Source organism: uncultured Clostridium sp., assembly GCF_934754925.1.
GTDB lineage: Bacteria > Bacillota > Clostridia > Clostridiales > Clostridiaceae > Clostridium.
On sequence record NZ_CAKVJA010000018.1, the window covers coordinates 33,015 to 53,423 of the forward strand.

Below are 20,409 nucleotides of genomic sequence, written 5' to 3' on the forward strand. Positions count from 1 at the left end.
AACATACTAATTGAATATTAGAAAAAATATATCATATTATAATCATACAATAAAGGGGTTGTTACATTGTCTTTTGATCTTAATTCAAGTAAAAATAGAAAAGTACATTTTATTGGAATTGGCGGAGTAAGCATGAGCGGACTTGCTGCTGTTTTATTAACAAAGGGATATAAAGTATCTGGATCTGACGCTAAAGAATCTGAAGTTTTAAATAAACTTAGGGCATCTGGTGCTGAAATTTACATAGGGCATAAAGGTGAAAATCTTAAAAATGTTGATTTAGTAGTATATACTGCTGCTATACCTTCTACTAACCCTGAAATAATTGAAGCAAAAAATAAAAATATAGAATTAATGGATAGAGCCGAATTTTTAGGCTATATAATGAAAGGCCATAAATACAATGTTGCTGTTGCTGGAACTCATGGAAAAACAACAACAACTTCTATGTTGTCTCATATAACATTAAATGCAAATTTAGATCCTACAATATTAGTGGGCGGTGATGTTGATGCTATTCATGGTAACTACAAAATTGGTGAAAGTGAATATTTTGTAACAGAAGCTTGTGAATATAAAGCATCGTTCTTAAAGTTCTACCCTTATATAGGAATAATTTTAAATATAGACGCAGATCATTTAGATTACTATAGAGATATAAACCACATTGAAGATACCTTTAAAAAATTCTCTGACCTAATTCCATCTGATGGATATTTAATTGGATGTGCAGAAGATCCTAGAGTATTAGAAGTTATTAATTACGCAAAATGTAATACTATAAGCTATGGTTTCACTAAAGGTGATGTAACTGCAACTAATATTTCATTTAATAATAAAGGATGTGCTACATTTACAGTTTGTAAAAATGGTGAAAATTTATTCGATGTAACATTAAGTACAACTGGAAAACATAATATACTTAATGCTCTTGCAACTATATGTACTTCTTTAATATTAGATATTCCTAAAGAATCTATAATTAACGGATTAGCTGAATGTAAGGGTGCTCATAAGAGATTTGAATATAAAGGCGAATTTAATGGTGCTACTATAATAGATGATTATGCTCATCATCCTGTTGAAATAAAAGCAACTTTAGATACGGCCAAACTTATTAATCACAATAAAACATATTGTGTATTCCAACCACATACTTATACTAGAACAAAAACACTTTTTGATGAATTTACAACTTGCTTCTCTTCTGCTGATGAACTAATTCTAATGGATATTTATGCTGCAAGAGAAAAAGATACAGGCTTAGTTTCATCTGATGAACTTGGAGATTCTATAAGAAAAACAGGATTAAGTTGTATAAATCTTCATAGTCATGATGAAGTTGCAGATTATTTAGCATCAAAGGTTAAACCTAAGGATTTAATCCTTACAGTAGGTGCTGGAGACGTTGTTAAAGTTGGCGAAATACTTTTAAATAAAGCAAAAGAAAAATAACGAGGTGATTTTTATGGATTTATTAACTCAAATTAAGGCTTCAGCTGATTTTATTTTAAAAGAAAGTAAATACAAACCAGAAATAGGATTAATACTTGGGTCTGGATTAGGTTCATTAGCAGATACCATTGAAGATGCAGAGTATTATAACTATTCAGATATTCCTAACTTTCCTACATCAACTGTAGAAGGTCATGCTGGTAGATTAGTTATTGGTAAACTTGGAAACAAGCAAGTTGTTGCTATGCAAGGAAGATTCCATTACTATGAAGGATATTCTTTAGATAAAGTAACTTTTCCTGTAAGAGTAATGAAACTTTTAGGCGTTTCGAAACTTATAGTTACAAATGCTGCTGGAGCTGTTAATAAAGATTTTAATGCTGGAGATTTAATGGTTATTACTGACCATATTAATTTTTCTGGATCAAATCCTTTATTTGGACATAATATTGATGAATTTGGACCTAGATTCCCTGATATGTCTGAAGCTTACAACTTAGAACTTAGAAATAAGGTTCTAGAAGCTGGTAAAGAGTTAGGAATAAAATTACAACAAGGAGTATATGTAATGTTCTCTGGACCTACTTACGAAACTCCTGCTGAAGTAAGATTTGCAAAAATTATGGGTGGAGATGCAGTTGGTATGTCAACTGTTCCAGAAGTAATTGTTGCAAACCACTGTGGTATTAAAACAGTTGGTATTTCTTGCTTAACAAATATGGCCGCTGGAATATTAGATCAACCTTTAAACCATGAAGAAGTTATTGAAACTTCTGCTAGAGTTAAAAATGATTTTATAAAGTTAATGAATAGAGTAATTGAAATAATATAATTAGTTAAAGCTACACACTTTTAGTGTGTAGCTTTAATAATATTATCAACTAATATAAAAGTTAAGTACTTGACACTTAACTTTTTAACTCAAAACATTCCATTAATATAGGAAGCTGTATAATACTGCCTATAAAGGTTGCTTCTGTAATATTCATACAATAATCCCTAAGACTTGCTATCATAATTTGATCATTTTCATGGGTTTTAAAGTAATACTCACATGTATTAGTATTTATAAAAGCAGTATATTTTGTATAATCATATGTTCCCCTATCTGTTATTATAATTCCTTTAGGAATAGAAACGCTATTCATAATATGAAAACACGTCATAATTGCTTCTGAACGACTTTTAGGAACTTGTGAATGAGTTTTTAGAAATGCCGTACGAACGAAACGCTCAGGTGATGTAAATCCTCCTGGAAGAGGTATACTTCCTGTACCCTGTCCGAAAGGAGTTAAAGATACATTTCCCCAGTAAACTTCCTTTTGTTGATCAACTGATACATTCATATAATTTCTTAGATTAGTCATATGCCAACCAAAATCAGGACTATTAGCCATAACTCCTATTGGATTATTAATTATCTTAAGACCTGTTTTGGTCTGCTCAATAACAACACATTTACCACTTCTATCGGTAGCAATCCAATGTAATGGAGCTGATGTTCTTGTAACAGGATCTGGTTGACCTATGATACTTATTTTTTTTAATAAACTCTTTAATTCATCTACTGTGCTACAACATCCTAAAATATAATGTATAAAATCTAAAGAAGTAATTGGATTTTTATTCTCTATTGGTAAATCATAATAGGCATAACCATTAAAATATAAAGCTGCTGCAGCAAATCCTTTTTCATTTACTCCATCGAAAATCCCTAACATATCATCAATTTTTTGTCCTATACAAATAAAGCTATAGTTATCAATATAATTTTTCATTGTTTCAGTACTATACCATTCGTAATTTTTAGGTATTACATAAAGTCCTGCTTCAATTGGATAGGAAAAATCCATGGTTCTTCCAAAAAAATTTTCACCTTGCATAGATTGTAATGTAATAGCAGTGCACATATTATAAATTCTCCAGCACTATAAATATCGCAATTATAGTATATGTTTTTAAGATAGCTACCGTGTTTATATTTTATAAAAAACTCAAAATCCCTAAATTTATACTATTCATTATTTTAAGATTATAATACTGTGATTTCCTTAGTAACAGAGTTTAATACTTCACATCCATCCTTAGTTACAAGAACTAAGTCTTCAATTCTAACCCCTATATTATCCTTTAAGTAAATTCCCGGTTCAACAGAGAATATCATACCAGCTTTAACTTCATCATCATTAACAGAACTAACATTTCCAAAGTCATGACATTCAATACCTATACTATGACCTGTTCTGTGAGTAAAATACTCTCCATATCCAGCATCAGTAATTAAATTTCTAGCCGCCTTATCAATATCAGAGAATTTAACCCCTTCTTTAATTATAGAAATTGCTTTTTCATTTGCGCTCTTTACTATATTATAAACTTCAGCATGTTCTTTACTTGGCTCTTTGCCTATAAATACAGTTCTAGTCATATCTGAGCAGTAATTTTTATATTTTCCTCCAATATCTAAAACTACACTATCTCCAACTTTTATTTTATCTTTACCTGTTCCATGATGTGGATCAGCACCATTAGGACTTGTTGCTATTATTGGTGAAAACGAAAATCCTGAAGCACCTTCTTCTTCATAAATCTCAGATAAAAGATTCGCATAATACTTTTCAGAAAAACCTGCCTTTAAGTTCTTCCAAAGCTTTAACATAACAGCATCATTTATTCTTGATGATTCCTTCATTATTTGGATTTCTTCGTCATCCTTTATCATTCTTAAAGTATCTATAATAGGTGATGAATTAACAAAAGCTTTTACAACATTTCTTCCCATAAGATCTATTAAGAAGTGTGCTGGTAAATTCTTATCAACTCCTAATACTTCATCTTTTTTCACTATACTAGCTAACCTATCTATTGGATTTTCTATATCATCATACCAAACTATTTCTACACCTAAATCCTCATGTATAGGAAATAACTTATTTACTATAAATTTATGATTGCCTTTAGAATCCAAATATAAAGCTATTAATCTTTCACCAGAACGAATCATCTTTCCTGTTAAATAAAATATAGACTCCGCTGAAGTAACTATTAATTGTGGAATTTTATTTTCCTCCATTTTTATTAATACTTTCTTAACCCTAGAATCTTTCATATGTAACACCTCCATATATTATTTCATCTTATAGTCTTTATAATAACTTAAAATTTTCATATTATCCATAATTTAATTTGCTACTTTTATCGTTTTTTTTATTTATAATGATATAATTATTTTATAAAATTTATCTCTATTTTTTAGTAATAATAATATAAATAGTCTAATTTTGAGTACTTGGAGGATAGTAAAATGAAAGTAGCAGTTATATCAGATATTCACGGAAATATTTATGCACTAATGAAAACTCTTGAAGATATAGATGAACAAAAAGTTGATAAAATAATTTGTTTAGGCGATTTAGTTGGATATGGCCCTCATCCAAATGAAGTTGTAGCACTAATTAAAAGACGAGAAATTCCATGTATAAAAGGTAACTATGATGCATCAGTAGTAGATGGTGACTATACCTATATTAGAAACACAGCAATAAACTCATTTGCATTACCTTGGGCAACTAACGAAGTTAGAATTGCAAACAAATACTTCTTAGATTCATTACCAACTTCACTTAACTATACATTTAACGGAGTAAATTTTCTATTTACTCATGGAAGTCCTAATGCAATCAATGATTATTTATTCGAAGATGCAGCTAACACAATAGAAGTTATGAATCAATTAGAAGATGATGTTTTAGTATGTGCTCACACTCATATACCTTGTGCAAAAAAGTACGGAGATAAACTGCTAATTAACGTTGGTAGTGTTGGAAAGCCAAAAATAGGAAAACCTAATCCCACATATGCAATAATTGAAATTGAAGAAAATGGAGAGGTTAAAGTTACATTTAGATATTTAGAATACGAATTTAAAAGAATAGTTAAAGATTGTACTATGCTAAACTTTCCATCAGCCATTACATCATCTTACGAAACCGGAAAAGAATAAACTTATAACTAAATTGTTCGTTACGTAGAAGCGAAAAAATGAAATATTTATTTTCCAGTAACCGTGAAATTTTCACCTAGAATTTATATAATTGATTCCGTAAAGTTTGCTAAAGTTTTTAAACTCGCCATTCGCTCAAACAGTAAAAACTTCTTTACGCAACTTTACTCCATCAATTATTAAATTCTACGGCTTAATTTCAATTGCCCTTCCAAATTAATATTTCATTTTTTCTTTTTTCACGTAACTACCTATAACATAACCCCTTACAGTTAATGTCTTTTGCTACATTTTATATGACAAGTCGTTAACTAAAAGTATTTTAACCTGAATAAAACAAAACTTTTTAAATTAAAAGATAATTATTCTATCAAAATAATTTATAGCACAGAACATTAACTTTATAGGTTTTTCGCTTTTAAATTGCAGACCTAAGCTTTAAAGCTAGTGATAGAGAAAAATTAATGATATAACCGGAAGAAAGTATTATATAATAAGCTTTAGAATTTAATTATTATTGTAATAAAATTAGCGTTAAGAAGCTGAGGTAAGCGATAGCGAACTTCGAAGCTTTAGCTAATTTTATGGAAATAATAATATAAATTCTTAGCGAAATTATATGACTTAATGCAGGTTATATCATTAATTTTCGGCATCACGGCATTAACGCTTTAGTTCGCAATATTATTCGATTATTGTTCCAACAATTCGTAATTTTTTCAATATATCTTTTTCATCCTTGTGGCATGTTTCAAAATATGATGTTAAATCTCTTCCTGCACTTAATCCATAATGATTTCCATTAATCCATTCTCTCATAGATGTAACATCATATACAGTTCCATTAATAGCTACATATGCTAGAGTTCCATCTTTCCCATCAAATTTACATATATCTTCTAATCTATAGTATCTTAACTCTTCCCTACTATTAGAATCAGTTTCCGATTCTTCATTATTACTAATATTCTCTTCTCGCTTTTTATTTGTATCTAACACGCCTACAGCTGCAGCATGTTTCATTATTGATATCTTATTTCCATGGCATTGAGCAAATTCTTTATCAAGCACCTTTCCGGCTATTACTCCATAATGATTACCACCATGCCACTTTGATATATTAGTCACATCATAGACTATTCCTCCTACTGAAATATATGATTTTGCGCCATTTTTTCCATTGTATTTAGCTAATTCCTTTACTGTAAATACTCTTTTAGATTGTACCTTTTTTACTGTAGTTTTGAGCTTCTCCCTTTCATCATCTAAGTATTCTGTTATTTCCTTAAAAACATTCTCCATTACCTTAATTATTGTTTCACAATATTCTTTTGGATATGTTTGTAGCAAATTTTTCAATTGATTAATTTCACAATATTTTTGTTCTAAGAAATCTTTTTTAGCCATTATTTTCTCCTAAAAACATTCTTTAAATATATATTATGAAATTGAGTTGCAAATGTTAGCAAAGTGTTGTAAAATCGTATTAATAAAATCACAAAATTTTACTGACTATGACGAGAAGAGTAACTTTTGAAGGTAGTTTTAGCGAGTAAGGGATGGTGTAAGCCTTATACGAAATCAGCTGTGAAGAACATCTCCGAGTTTCTAACCGAACAAGTGACAAAGGAATAATCTTTTTCTATTGTAAAGATATAAATTCCATTAACTAGATTTAAATTTAAAATCTCACTTAATTAGGCTTAGACGGCTAAATGTCGTTATTAATTTACTAAGTGGCCTTTTTATTAGGCAATTTGGGTGGTACCACGTAAGTAATTCCTTTCGTCCCATTTGTATGGGATGAAGGGATTTTTTTATTGCTTTTATTTAAATTTGAAATAATAAAAATATTTTTTAACAGGAGGTTATTATGAAAAACGTAGTTTTAGTAAAATCACTTTATAGAAACACTAATGAATACTTATCTAAAGAAGTAACAATTGCTGGATGGATAAGAACTTTAAGAGCTTCTAACGCATTTGGGTTTATCGAAGTAAATGATGGGTCTTTCTTTAAAAATATTCAAGTTGTTTTTGATAACAAATTAGAAAACTTTAAGGATATTGCTAAATTACCAATTAGCTCATCAATAAAAGTTGTTGGTACTTTAGTTGCAACACCAGAAGCTAAACAACCATTTGAAATTCAAGCAAAAGAAGTAATCATCGAAGGAATGTCAGATTCTGATTATCCATTACAAAAGAAAAGACATACTTTTGAGTACTTAAGAACAATTGCTCATTTAAGACCAAGAAGTAATGCTTTTTCAGCAGTATTTAGAGTTCGTTCTGTTGCTGCTTATGCTATCCACAAGTTCTTCCAAGATCAAGGCTTTGTATATACAAATACACCAATCTTAACTGGAAGTGACTGTGAAGGTGCTGGTGAAATGTTTAAGGTTACTACCTTAGACTTCGATAATGTTCCAAGAACTGAAGATGGAAAAGTTGATTACAAAGAAGATTTCTTTGGTAAAGAAACTAATCTTACTGTTTCTGGACAATTAAATGCAGAAACATTTGCTTTAGCATTTAGAAATGTTTATACTTTCGGTCCAACTTTTAGGGCTGAAAACTCAAATACAGCTAGACATGCTGCTGAATTCTGGATGGTTGAGCCTGAAATAGCATTTGCTGATTTACAAGACGATATGGAATTAGCAGAAGCAATGTTAAAATACGTTATTAAATATGTTATGGATGAATGTCCAGAAGAAATGGCATTCTTTAACCAATTCGTTGAAAAAGGACTATTAGATAAATTAAATCATATAGTAAACTCTGATTTTGGAAAAGTTACTTACACTGAAGCAGTTGAAATGTTAAAGAACTGTGGTAAGACATTCGAATATCCAGTTGAATGGGGAGTTGATCTTCAAACTGAACATGAAAGATATTTAACTGAAGAAATATTCAAGAAGCCAGTATTCGTTACAGATTATCCAAAAGACATTAAAGCATTCTACATGAGACTTAATGATGATGGAAAAACTGTTGCAGCTACTGACTGTTTAGTTCCTGGAATTGGTGAAATTATTGGTGGTAGCCAAAGAGAAGAAAGACTTGATGTTTTAAAGGCTAGAATGGCTGAATTAGGTCTTAATGAAGAAGATTACTGGTGGTATTTAGAGCTTAGAAAATACGGAGAAACTAAGCACGCTGGATTTGGATTAGGATTCGAAAGATTAATAATGTACATTACTGGTATGTCAAATATTAGAGACGTTATACCATTCCCAAGAACTACTGGTCAATCTGACTTCTAAAGTTTAAATAAAAAGCTAGCAAGTTTATACTTGTTAGTTTTTTATTTAGAGTTATTTTTATTTTTTATATTTATTTGAATAAAAACTTACGATTAAGTACATAATTATAATGTAAATATAAAACCTGTAATATACAGGTTCCCATCCCCCCATTATTAAAAAAGCGCGCAAGCGCTTTTTTTTACATCTAAATATTAATAAAATATATAATAACAAAAAGGAGATTAATAATATAATCTCCTTTTTGTTATATACTATATAATTTTTATTATTTTATACTTTGTTCGTAGCTTTCAACCATTCTCTTAACCATTTCGCCACCAACACTACCATTTTGTTTTGAAGTAAGGTCACCTTTATTTATATTTTCATAATTTTGTAATCCAACTTCAGATGCAACTTCATTTTTTAATCTGTTTAACCCTTGCTTAGCTTCTGGAACTAAATTTCTATTACCATTATTATTGTTTGATGACATCTTTCATTCCTCCTAAGATAAATATTTATTTTACAATAATATTTTTATCTTAATCCAATAGATCTATACTTATATAATAATTCCATATAAACTATTTAATTCCCATATTATCTAGATTTTACGCTATTATAAGTTCATTATTACTACTTTATTTTGCTTAAGACTTTCTTTCACATCAATTATTCTTTGATTGCTTGATCCCTTATACTTTAATCCTTCCTTTTTATTATTTATTTCAAATTTCCCATCAACTAATACATCTATATTATTTAAAAAAACTCTTAGTGATGTATCTACTTTCATAGCTTCTAGAAGTTCCTCAAATGTATATCCAGTATAGCACCATATACTTAAATTGGAATCTTTAAATGCTTTTGCCATATAAGCAAAACTGTGAGCTTGCTCTATTGGATCACCTCCGCTGAAAGTTACTCCCTTTAACATAGGATTATCTAAAACATCTTTTATTAAATTATCCATATCCATAATTTCTCCATCATCAAAACTATGTGTTTCTGGATTAAAGCAACCTTCACATTTATGTTTACATCCTTGTGCAAAAAATACTCTTCTCATTCCAGGTCCATTTACTAAACTTTCATAAGCTATTCCTGCTAACCTCACAGTTTTATTCATTTTTAATAAACCTCCAAAAGCATTATAATTTTATGCTTTATAATAATTAATTAAGCATCCTTTTAATATAATTTCTCTTTCATCATCTGTAAGTTCACCTAATTCTAACTCGAATTCTTTCATTGATTTATTAACTACATATGCCTTTATAAAAGTCTTCTTTTCCTTAATTGCCTCTATTATATTAGGTATAAACAAATAGTCTCCATTATCAAAACATATATCTTCCTTAAAAACAAACGGAAGCATACCCCAATTTATTAAATTAGAACGATATCTTTTTGTAGCATACTCTTTAGCTATATTAGCCCATCCACCTAATACTTTTTGACATGATGCAGCTTGCTCACGTGCTGATCCATCACCAGGTTTAACAGCATAAATAGTACTTCCTATTCCAGTGTTTTCATTATTAACATCAGTAAATACTTCTTTAATTGAAGTAAATACAGGAGCTAATTCATTAACAGCATCAATTGGTGATTCATTTGCTATTCTTGCTTTTTCAGCTTTTTGAATCTCCTTAGCTCTTCCAACATATGCTGGATCTTTACGTGATAAAGTAAATTCAGCTAAACCTAATGGATTAGAACGATATGATGAAGTTTCACCTGATGGAATAAGTTCATCAGTTGTAGTAACTGGATCATGAATCACAGAAACTACCTTTAACAATAAATTATCAGTTAAAGCTGACATTTTAGGCCAATCTACTATATTAGGACCAAATTTAATTTCTACTGATGGATCTGCTTTTCCTACACCATCATAAACACGATTCTCATATATAGATTTATCAAAATAATACTTTGGTTTTGTAAAATTAACATCTATATCAGTAGCAGCTATTAAATATCCCTTATTAGCTGCTGTTGCCGCAATAGATCTAGCATCCATTAATGCAACTGATGCAATTTGTCCATTAGTTATCTTAGATCCTTCTCTATTAGGGAAGTTTCTTGTTGAATGACGTATACTTAATCCATTATTTGCTGGGACGTCTCCTGCTCCAAAGCAAGGTCCACAGAATGCTGTACGCACAGTAGCACCTGTAGCCATAATATCTGCAATCCTACCATTCTTAACAAGTTCCATAAATACTGGCTGAGAAGCTGGATAAACACTTAATGAAAACTCGTCACTACCTATTGAAGTACCTCTTAAAATATCTGCTGCATCACATATATTTTCAAATCCTCCACCTGCACAACCTGCAATTATACCTTGCTCAACATAAAGCTTACCATTATGAATCTTATCTCTTAATGTAAATTTAACCTTGTTATCTAAACTAATTCCAGCTTTCTTTTCAACATCTGCTAATATATCATTTAGATTTGTATTTAATTCTTCTATACTATAAACATTACTTGGATGGAATGGCATAGCTATCATTGGCTTAATTTCAGCTAAATCAACATAAATCATCCCATCATAGTATGCTACACTTCCTGGATTTAATTCCTTATATTCATCTACTCTTCCATGAATATCATAAAACTCTTTTATCTTATTATCAGTTTTCCATATAGATGATAAACATGTTGTTTCAGTAGTCATAACATCAATTCCAATTCTAAAATCAGCACTTAGATTTGCAACTCCGTCACCTACAAATTCCATTACTTTATTATTAACATATCCATTTTCAAAAACAGCTCCAATTATAGCTAAGGCAACGTCTTGTGGTCCAACTCCCTTTTGAGGTGAACCTGTTAAATACACACCTACTACCTCTGGTCTATTAATATCATAAGTTTTGCATAATAACTGTTTAACTATCTCAGGACCACCTTCTCCAATTGCCATAGTTCCTAAAGCACCATAACGAGTATGACTATCAGAGCCTAATATCATTTTTCCACACCCAGATAACATTTCTCTAGCAAATTGATGAATTACTGCTTGATGTGGTGGTACATATATTCCACCATACTTTTTTGCACATGAAAGTCCAAACATATGATCATCTTCATTTATTGTTCCTCCAACTGCACATAAGCTATTATGACAGTTTGTTAAGGCATATGGTACTGGGAACTTTTCTAACCCAGATGCTCTTGCTGTTTGAATTATTCCCACAAAAGTAATATCATGAGATGCTAATTTATCAAATTTTATTTTTAGTTTGTCCATATCTTCTGATGTATTATGTTCTTTTAAAATATTATAAGCAATAGTATTTTTTTTAGCATTCTCTTTACTTATATAATTGTTACCAAGTTTATTTTTTAATATTAAATTAATTTCATTGCAATCTTCTACTATGTCCTTATTATTAATAAGATAAACACCATTTGAAAATAACTTTATCATCTTTAATTCTCCTTATCTTTTTCTTTATTTAATCGATTGTACTCTTTATAAAGCTTAACTAATTCCTTATCAAATAATGTTCTCTTTAATCTAACAGAAGCAGCTCTTACCATTTCTAGTATTCCTTTTGCCTCTTCATCATTTAATTCAATATTATATTCCTTAAACTTATTTATTATCCCCGCTTTACCTGAATGTTTTCCTATAACAATTTGTCTTTGTAATCCAACAACATCTGGATCAAACGCCTCATAAGTTTTCGGATTCTTTATTGCTCCATCTGCATGTATTCCTGACTCATGAGCAAACATATTATCTCCAACAATAGCTTTCCAAATAGGAAGATCTCTACCAGATGCTTGCGCAACATACTCCGAAACCTCTCTAAACATCTTTGTATTTACATCAACCTTATAACCATAAACATATATAAGAGCCATTAATACTTCTTCCAATGCTGCATTCCCTGCTCTTTCACCAAGTCCATTTACAGTTAAACCAACATAATTTGCTCCACCCAATATTCCTGCAATAGCATTTGCTGTAGCCATTCCAAAATCATTATGCGTATGCATTTCTATATCAAAGCCTGTTTTTTTATATAATTCCTCAATATTTTTTCTTATAGAAAATGGCTCCATTATTCCAACTGTATCACAATATCTAAATCTATCAGCTCCTGCTTTCTTAGCTTCATTAATAAATTTCACTAAGAATTCATTGTCAGCTCTTGAAGCATCTTCACCATTTACTGATACATATAAACCATTTTTCTTTGCAAACTCAACTGATTTAATCATATTTTCCAGTACCCATTCTCTTGATGTCTTAAGTTTATGTTTAATGTGAATATCAGATACTGATACTGAAATTGCTACTGCATCAACTCCACAATCTATAGATTGTTCAATATCACTAATAACAGCTCTATTCCAAGCCATTATGCTCTTTTTGCCATTATTTCTTTTTACAATTCGAGTAATTGCTTCTTTTTCATCTCCACCCATAGTAGGAATTCCTACCTCTAGTTGATCAACCCCAAGATCACTTAACATATCTGCAATAATTACTTTTTCCTCATTTGCAAAAACAACTCCTGCTGTTTGCTCCCCATCTCTAAGAGTTGTATCGACTATATATATCTTTTTATCCCCATCGACATTAGTAATAGCCATTTTTTTGCCCCCTTATTTTCGGTATATATTTCATAATTTGTTTTATAAAAAATAGAGGTAAGTTTATACCTCTTTATTTTATATATACCTTTTTTTACCATTATATCATATTTATAGGAACTTCTCAATAAAAAAACAATACTTTTTTCTAATAATTGCAAGTTTTTTAATTTTAAATTCATTTTTTAGAAATATAATTGATATTATACTAATTATACCTTTAAATTATGCAACTATTTTTATACTTCCTTCATTTTTTGTAAACCTTCATATAAGTTATATCAATATAACTTATATGAAGGTTTTAAAACTATTTATAATACCTGATAATTATTTTTGTAACTTCCAGTATGAGATTTTCTATCAATTCTTTCTTCATATTTTCCTGGTCCAAATCTTTCATCAAGACTTAAATATCCAGTTACTCTTGAAACTCCCTGTATATCTCTACTATTGCACTTAGGACATTTACTTTCATTACTCAATAATGTTTCACCACAATCTTTACAGTACCTAATATGAAAATTTACTCCTATATAACTTATATTAGTATGTTTATATGCGTAATTTATTATATCCATTATATTTTCTGGCGAAGGTGAATCATCTACTTCTATATACGAAATATGTCCTGCATTACAAAGCTTATGGTATGGTGCTTCTATATCAATCTTATCTTTTATTGATATGTTGTAATTTACAGGAATATGAAAACTATTTGTATAATATTCCTTATCTGTTACTCCTTTTATTATTCCAAATATCTTTTTATCTTTCTTTATAAATTTTCCAGATAATCCTTCCGCCGGTGTTGCATAGCAACTCCAGTTAAGCTTAGTTTCTTCTATTAGTCTATCTGTGTATTCTCTTATGAATCCCACTATTCTTAATCCTAATTCTCTAGCTTCTTGTGATTCTCCATGATGACACCCCAATAAAGAATATAATGTTTCTGCTAAGCCAATAAATCCAATTCCCCAAGTTCCTTGTTTAAGTATTGGCTCAATTGAATCCTCTGCTTCTAAGCCTTCTGAACCCTTCATAAGCCCCTGTCCTGCTACAAAAGGCAAGTCTTTAACTCTCAAATTTTTAAGGACACTATATCTATGAAGTAATGCTTCTTTTGATAATATTAATCTCTCTTCTAATATTTGAAAAAATTTATCTATATCTTTATTTGCTTCTATTCCTATACGAGGTAAATTAATAGTTATTGGTGCTATATTTCCTCTTCCCTTACATCCTGGCTCTCCATTAATATTTTTCATTAAATACGTTCTACATCCCATTGTTGCTGGTAAATATCCTTGATCATAATATTCCTTATTAAAATCTGCATCTATATTCATAAATGTAGGATTCATTCTTTTCGATGTTACTTCACAAGCTAATTTATATAAATAATAATAAGGGTCTTCTATTTCCCTATTTACTCCCTTCTTTACCCTGAAAATTATATTGGGGAATATTGGTTGTTCACCCTTTCCTAACCCCTTTTCATATTCTTTTAAAAATATCTCACATACTAAAGCTGCATCCTTAGAATTTGGTATACCTAAATTTATAGAAGAAAAAGGTACTTGTGATCCTGCTCGAGAATGCATAGTATTTAAATTATATACAATTCCTTGCATAGCTTGATGTATTCGTAATCTTAACTTTTCTTCTACTAATTTTTCTAGCTTTTCTCCTTCAATTCCATATGAAATTAATTCTTTTCTTATTTCCTTTCTTGTTGGTTCAATAAATTCAGCCATATCGTTATCAAAATCCGGATGAGATTGTCCTCCAAACATATCATTTTGAGTAGATTGTAATAATATACAAGATAATTCTGCAGCTGTCTCTATACGTTTAGGTGGCTTTATTGTTCCATATCCAGTGTTAAAACCTCTTTTTAATATTTCCCCTGTAGGTATATGAAGGCAGTTTGTAGTTAAATTATAAGAATCAAGGTCATGAAAATAGAGTTCACCTACTTCATGTGCTTTTGCTAGATATTTAGGCATATTATAAAGATTATGCCACTTATTGGATTCTGAAGCTATTCTTAGCAACTTAGAACTAAAATTATTTCCAACATTAGCATTGTCTCTATCAGTTTCTATTCCTATTTTTTCAATAGCTTTCATTAAGTCTGATTTAATTTCTCTAATTCTAGTTCTTTCTCTTCTATAAGAGGAATATGCTCTTTGAATATTTTTATGATTACTATCAACTAAGGCTTTTTCAACTAAATTTTGTACTTCTTCTACTGATACTTTTTCTTTTTGTGCCAATTGAATATATTCAATAACCCTTTGTATACATTCTAATATTTGCTGTTCTCCTAATTGCTCTCCAATTTCATCACTTGCCTTTTTTATTGCATTAACAATTTTATTACTATCAAATTTAACCTCTCTCCCATCCCGTTTTACTACATATATCAAAATAACCGCCTCCTACGAATTTACACTATATATTGTATATTTTATTCTTAACACACAATATATAGTATATAATTCTAGTATAACTTTTATTCTCCTCTACTTTTAAACAAATTTTATATAAAAAAAGTGCTTATCAATAGTGATAATTATTTTTCATTATCACTATTGATAATATTATCTGCTATGATATACTAAATTTATAAAATTAAATTTTCGGAGGATTTTTTATGCAAAAAATTGCTTTAATAACAGATAGCGCATGTGATCTTGATTTAAATACATTAAAAGAAAATAACATAAATCTATTACCACTTAGAATAATTTATTCTAACGGTGATTATAGAGATAGAATAGATATTTCACCTCAAGAAGTATATGATAACTTAGAAAAAGAAGTTCCTAAAACTTCCTTACCAAGTGCTCAAGATACTGAAGAAACTTTAAATAGATTAGAAGAAGAAGGCTATACTCATGTAATTTATATTTCAATTTCTAGTGGTCTTTCTGGAAGCTTCAATGCAATAAGATTAGCTTTAGAAGATCATCCGAAGCTTACTTCTTTTGTTTACGACTCAAAAATCTTAGCATACCCTCAAGGAGAAATAGTTTTAGAAGTTGCTAAACTTATAAAAGAAGGTACATCTTTTGAAGAAATAGTTAAAGAAATACCTGAAATAAGAAAGAGAATTATTGGTTACTTTACTATTAATACATTAGAATATTTAAAAAAGGGTGGAAGAATTGGTAGACTTGCTGGAACTGTTGGTGAATTACTAAATCTTAAGCCTATAATAACTACAGATGAAGATGGGGTTTTTTATAATGTTGTAAAAGTAAGAGGAAGAAAACAATCTTTATCAAAAATGACTGAATTATTAAAAGGATACTTAGCCAAAGGTAAATGTGAAGTTGCCGTTTTACACGCAGGTTGTGAGGATGAAGCTATTAAATATATGAATTCACTTAAAGATTTAACAAATGTAGTCTCTATAAAAATTGCAGAAATAAGTCCTTCTCTTGGCATTCATGGTGGTCCAGGGTTGATGGGATTTTCTGTAAAGATGGTTAAATAATCTATGAGTGATTTTGACTTTAATAATCTTGAAGATTTAAAAGCTGAAGAGAAACGATTATATGATGAATATAAGGCTAAACTTGCAGAACTAAAAAAGGTTCAAAAAGAAAAAGAAGCTGTTGGTCAAGTATTCACTAAAGGATTACTTCCTATATATGTTCTTCATATACTAAAATCTGGCCCCACAAACGGTAATGAAATTTCTACTAAGGTTTCTGAAAGAACTAACGGATTATGGACTCCTAGCACTGGGGGAATATATCCACTATTAAAAAAGTTAGAAAAAGAAGGATTAGTTATTGGTAAATGGGATGATCCTAAAAAGAAATTTCAAAAATTTTATTCTTTAACCCCATTAGGTGAAATAGAATTTGCTAATAGAAAAAAATTACTTAAACATAAAATAGAAGAATCATTAAGGGTCTTTCAAATTGTTTATAAGGATCTTTATTTATAAAAATACATCTAAGAATTTTTCTTAGATGTATTTTTATTATTATTTATGTATAAACTAATATAAACTTATTTAGGACGGTGTTAAATATGAAAGGAATGATATTAGATTATACTGGCAATGATGCTTTTATTTTATTAGAAGATGATTCTATTATAACAATGCCTTTAACTTCTTTTGAAACACTTATGCCAATAGGTAGTAACATAAGTTTATCTAATTTATATAGTAATTCTTGCAATACAAATTATAAACCTTGTCAGTTGGTAAATAAAACTGTTGACTTTTTGTAAATTTCTACCTAAAATTAAATTATATTTAAGTTGCTAGGGGTGCCCTAAGGCTGAGAGATGAATTTTCATCAACCCTTTTATAACCTGATCTGGATAATTCCAGCGTAGGAAAGCCATAATAGAGTTTTTTTATATTCTCATTCCACGGTACCCTCTTACGCAAAATAAGGAGGTATTTTTTTATGTCAAATTTTCTAGCAATATTACAAGAAAATTTCAAAACACTTTTCAGTAATCCACTTACACTAATTACTTTAATAGGTTGTGCAATTTTATTAATTGCTCTTATAAAGTTTAAATCATTAAAGTTTAATTCAAAATTGGTGACTAGAATAGGACTAGCTATTGCTCTTGCTTTCATTTTGGATATGATAAAAATTTACACTCTCCCAAATGGTGGTGGAAGTATTTCTTTAGGAAGTATGATTCCCATAATGTTAATTTCTTTTGTTTATGGTCCAGCAATAGGCTTATTTACTGGTTTTTTATTTGGAGTATTTAAATTAATTATTGATCCATATATCCTTAATCCAATTCAAGTTCTATTTGATTATCCCTTACCATTTATGGCAGTTGGAGTTGCAGGACTCTTTAGAAATAAATATTGGGGCGCTACATTAGGAATGCTCCTACGATTTGTTTGTCACTTTATTTCTGGAGTAATATTTTTTGGTTCTTATGCCCCATCAGGAATGTCTCCTATAATTTACTCTCTAGCTGTAAATGGACTTGCTGTAGGTGGTGAACTTCTAATTTGTTTAGTATTATTAGCATTTTTACCTGTGGAACAATTAATTAAAATATTAAAATCAAATATATCATTAACATAAATGATTTTCTAAATCTTTAATTTAGATATCAAAACTTCAATTGATAATTTATGAAGAGTTATTTCATTAAAAATATACCATATAGCTTAAAGCTATATGGTATATTTTTAATCTAGGCTTATTGCATTTACTGGACAACTTGATTCAGCATCTCTTGCATCATCTTCATTTTCAGCTGGTACAGGATTAGTTCTAGCTACTGCTTTACCATCGTCATCCATCTCAAAAACTGATGGACATATTGATGGACATAATCCACATCCAATACAAGTATCCTTATCTACAAATGCATTCATAATTTCAACCCCTTTAACAAATTTTAATATTATTATTTCCAAAAGCCTAATCTGTTATGTAAGTTAAAATAATTTTTTTATTTCTACCAATTGTCAGGTTTACTTTCTAATACTTGTATATCCCACTCTTTAAATTCATTAGTTGCTACAACATAATATTTTATCTCTGTATTTTCTTTCTTATTAGCTACAGTAATTAGAGTCTTAAAATTAGTACTATCATACCCTCTATTCTTAACTGTAAATACAATATCAAAATCTCCTTCATTATTATCTACCAATTCTACATTAGGTATAATTTGATTTGCCTTTTGCATAAATGTATTTAAATCAGTGGAAAATATATATTTTAAACAATCCATATCTCCCTTTATATTAATACCAACTTTATAATCATTAATATCATTATTTTTATCAACGACTTGTAATACATCTAAAATAGATTGATAATATATATAATCGAAGTCTCTAGGTTTTCTTATAAATGAAAGATTTTTTATAATGGCTTCATCTAATCTTTTTGAAACAGAAAATGTATTTTCATCATTATAAAAATTTCCTTCATCAGTTCCTACAACATAATAAAATTCTTTTACTTCATCACCTAAATCAAATTCAAACTTATAGTCTGGCTCTAAGGTTGACTTATTTTCACTTATTTTAGCCTTAGATAAAAAGCTAGACATTTCTTTTATAGCACTTTCATCAGTTACTATAAATTTAAATCCTGTATCTCTAGTACTCTGTATACTTATTTGTTCTACTTCATTTGAGTTTAAATAATCAAAATAATCATTTCTTAACCCTAACTTTTTCTCTATACTTTCAAGTGCTGCACATCCAGAGAAATTCAATATACCTATTATTAAAAGCCCTAGTAAGATATGTCTTTTTAATATTCTTAACATCCGTTTCTCCTTTTACTTTTATACTAAAATAATAGGAGAAGCTTATGCTTCTCCTAATAAAGATAATTATAATACTTTATTCCAATATTAGCAATTTACTTTACATATTATCTTATATTTTCCTTTAGTTCAACATATGTTTTTCACCTAAAATTCTACTATTTCATTGGAACAACAACTGTAGAATTTTTAAAATCGTAAAACATTAACCAACAACCATCCTTATCCTTGCCATTTAAGTTAACCCATGTAACAAAGCCAGTTCTTCCATCATAAGGTTGTTCATCCTTATCCTTTTTTCCTGGAATTGCATAAATTATATGTTTTAGATTTCCTTGCGAATCGCATTTATAGCCAAGCATAAAATATCCATATTTCTTTATATAAGGATAGTAATTTAACATTGGATAATAAGCTAATGTATACTTATTATAGTTAGACATATTGCACATTTCATGTAAATCATGTACAGGTATTTTGTACCACTTAGTATATTTTAACTCATTTATACTATCATAATCCCTATCGAATCCCTCTACGATTGATTCAAAATATTCTCCTATACTACCTCTTATCTTATTACTAACAGGATCAAATTCCTTATTAGCTTCTATTTCATCTTCGTAATCTTCAAATTTACCTCGTAAATTTTCTCTTTGGAAATACCTTTCTTTAGCTTCTTTAAGGTTTTCAACTTCTTGCTCTGATTCTGATTCTACTTCAATTACTTTTTTAGAATCTTCATCATCTCTTTTAGTATTTTCTATAATTGGCTCATCAATAACTTGCG

Annotated in this window: 18 protein-coding genes, 1 pseudogene, 1 riboswitch and 1 other annotated feature; of the genes and pseudogenes, 8 read left to right on the forward strand and 11 right to left on the reverse strand. The window is 29.3% G+C overall.

The features are described 5' to 3' along the window. Positions 1 to 66 precede the first annotated feature (66 nt). On the forward strand, positions 67 to 1,455 hold the full coding sequence (gene murC, locus Q0G30_RS07755; protein ID WP_294388604.1) for a UDP-N-acetylmuramate--L-alanine ligase: 1,389 nt from the start codon (positions 67 to 69) through the stop codon (positions 1,453 to 1,455). A 13-nt stretch (positions 1,456 to 1,468) separates the two neighbouring features. Next, complete coding sequence (locus Q0G30_RS07760) at positions 1,469 to 2,287, forward strand: purine-nucleoside phosphorylase (RefSeq protein ID WP_294388608.1); 819 nt, start codon at positions 1,469 to 1,471, stop codon at positions 2,285 to 2,287. Between the two features lie 76 nt (positions 2,288 to 2,363). Here the strand turns inward: Q0G30_RS07760 and Q0G30_RS07765 are convergent, their stop codons facing one another. Beyond that, the gene (locus Q0G30_RS07765) at positions 2,364 to 3,365 is read right to left on the reverse strand and encodes a choloylglycine hydrolase family protein (RefSeq protein ID WP_294388612.1); all 1,002 of its coding nucleotides are present in this window, start codon (positions 3,363 to 3,365) and stop codon (positions 2,364 to 2,366) included. Positions 3,366 to 3,487: 122 nt separating this feature from the next. Beyond that, a complete protein-coding gene (locus Q0G30_RS07770; protein ID WP_133014584.1) occupies positions 3,488 to 4,564 on the reverse strand; it encodes a Xaa-Pro peptidase family protein in 1,077 nt (358 codons plus the stop codon). Between the two features lie 195 nt (positions 4,565 to 4,759). Between Q0G30_RS07770 and Q0G30_RS07775 the strand changes: the two genes are divergently transcribed. Beyond that, complete coding sequence (locus tag Q0G30_RS07775) at positions 4,760 to 5,458, forward strand: metallophosphoesterase family protein (RefSeq protein WP_294388618.1); 699 nt, start codon at positions 4,760 to 4,762, stop codon at positions 5,456 to 5,458. Between the two features lie 684 nt (positions 5,459 to 6,142). Here Q0G30_RS07775 and Q0G30_RS07780 read toward each other — a convergent pair. Continuing rightward, positions 6,143 to 6,865, reverse strand: a complete 723-nt coding sequence (locus Q0G30_RS07780) for a cytochrome b5 domain-containing protein (protein ID WP_294388620.1) — start codon at positions 6,863 to 6,865, stop codon at positions 6,143 to 6,145. Between the two features lie 98 nt (positions 6,866 to 6,963). After that, positions 6,964 to 7,254: a binding site (T-box leader), on the forward strand. A 77-nt stretch (positions 7,255 to 7,331) separates the two neighbouring features. Between Q0G30_RS07780 and asnS the strand changes: the two genes are divergently transcribed. Further along, positions 7,332 to 8,726, forward strand: coding sequence for an asparagine--tRNA ligase (asnS, locus tag Q0G30_RS07785; protein WP_294388622.1), 1,395 nt, complete (start codon positions 7,332 to 7,334; stop codon positions 8,724 to 8,726). Between the two features lie 268 nt (positions 8,727 to 8,994). On the opposite strand, the gene Q0G30_RS07790 is transcribed toward asnS, so the two are convergent. The 5 genes from Q0G30_RS07790 to nrdD all read right to left on the reverse strand — a co-directional run bounded on the left by Q0G30_RS07790 (position 8,995) and on the right by nrdD (position 15,763). Beyond that, positions 8,995 to 9,204, reverse strand: coding sequence for an alpha/beta-type small acid-soluble spore protein (locus Q0G30_RS07790; RefSeq protein WP_291677071.1), 210 nt, complete (start codon positions 9,202 to 9,204; stop codon positions 8,995 to 8,997). Positions 9,205 to 9,330: 126 nt separating this feature from the next. Then, positions 9,331 to 9,840 (reverse strand): anaerobic ribonucleoside-triphosphate reductase activating protein, encoded by a 510-nt coding sequence (gene nrdG / locus Q0G30_RS07795; protein ID WP_294388624.1) that lies wholly within the window; start codon positions 9,838 to 9,840, stop codon positions 9,331 to 9,333. Between the two features lie 30 nt (positions 9,841 to 9,870). Next, positions 9,871 to 12,156, reverse strand: a complete 2,286-nt coding sequence (locus Q0G30_RS07800; RefSeq protein WP_294388626.1) for a hydratase — start codon at positions 12,154 to 12,156, stop codon at positions 9,871 to 9,873. Between the two features lie 2 nt (positions 12,157 to 12,158). Continuing rightward, complete coding sequence (nifV, locus tag Q0G30_RS07805; protein WP_294388629.1) at positions 12,159 to 13,331, reverse strand: homocitrate synthase; 1,173 nt, start codon at positions 13,329 to 13,331, stop codon at positions 12,159 to 12,161. A 314-nt stretch (positions 13,332 to 13,645) separates the two neighbouring features. Then, entirely contained in the window at positions 13,646 to 15,763 is a 2,118-nt protein-coding gene (gene nrdD / locus Q0G30_RS07810; protein WP_294388632.1) for an anaerobic ribonucleoside-triphosphate reductase, read from the reverse strand. Positions 15,764 to 15,990: 227 nt separating this feature from the next. On the opposite strand from nrdD, the gene Q0G30_RS07815 reads away from it, so the two are divergent. The 4 genes from Q0G30_RS07815 to thiT all read left to right on the forward strand — a co-directional run bounded on the left by Q0G30_RS07815 (position 15,991) and on the right by thiT (position 18,415). Continuing rightward, positions 15,991 to 16,836 carry a DegV family protein gene (locus tag Q0G30_RS07815; protein ID WP_294388634.1) on the forward strand — a complete coding sequence of 282 codons (846 nt, stop codon included), beginning with the start codon at positions 15,991 to 15,993 and terminating at the stop codon, positions 16,834 to 16,836. A gap of 3 nt (positions 16,837 to 16,839) precedes the next feature. Continuing rightward, positions 16,840 to 17,295: a PadR family transcriptional regulator gene (locus tag Q0G30_RS07820; RefSeq protein WP_294388637.1), complete on the forward strand. Its 456-nt coding sequence runs from the start codon at positions 16,840 to 16,842 to the stop codon at positions 17,293 to 17,295. Between the two features lie 86 nt (positions 17,296 to 17,381). Further along, positions 17,382 to 17,585: a hypothetical protein gene (locus Q0G30_RS07825; RefSeq protein ID WP_294388641.1), complete on the forward strand. Its 204-nt coding sequence runs from the start codon at positions 17,382 to 17,384 to the stop codon at positions 17,583 to 17,585. 25 nt (positions 17,586 to 17,610) lie between these two features. After that, positions 17,611 to 17,713, forward strand: a riboswitch (TPP riboswitch). A 54-nt stretch (positions 17,714 to 17,767) separates the two neighbouring features. Further along, complete coding sequence (gene thiT / locus Q0G30_RS07830) at positions 17,768 to 18,415, forward strand: energy-coupled thiamine transporter ThiT (protein ID WP_294388643.1); 648 nt, start codon at positions 17,768 to 17,770, stop codon at positions 18,413 to 18,415. Between the two features lie 107 nt (positions 18,416 to 18,522). Here thiT and Q0G30_RS07835 read toward each other — a convergent pair whose 3' ends face one another. The 3 genes and pseudogenes from Q0G30_RS07835 to Q0G30_RS07845 form a co-directional block, all read right to left on the reverse strand. Continuing rightward, positions 18,523 to 18,711, reverse strand: a complete 189-nt coding sequence (locus Q0G30_RS07835; RefSeq protein WP_294388644.1) for a ferredoxin — start codon at positions 18,709 to 18,711, stop codon at positions 18,523 to 18,525. An 83-nt stretch (positions 18,712 to 18,794) separates the two neighbouring features. After that, the gene (locus Q0G30_RS07840) at positions 18,795 to 19,619 is read right to left on the reverse strand and encodes a hypothetical protein (protein WP_294388647.1); all 825 of its coding nucleotides are present in this window, start codon (positions 19,617 to 19,619) and stop codon (positions 18,795 to 18,797) included. A 158-nt stretch (positions 19,620 to 19,777) separates the two neighbouring features. Next, positions 19,778 to 20,409: pseudogene (locus Q0G30_RS07845) on the reverse strand (hypothetical protein); the annotation flags it as partial.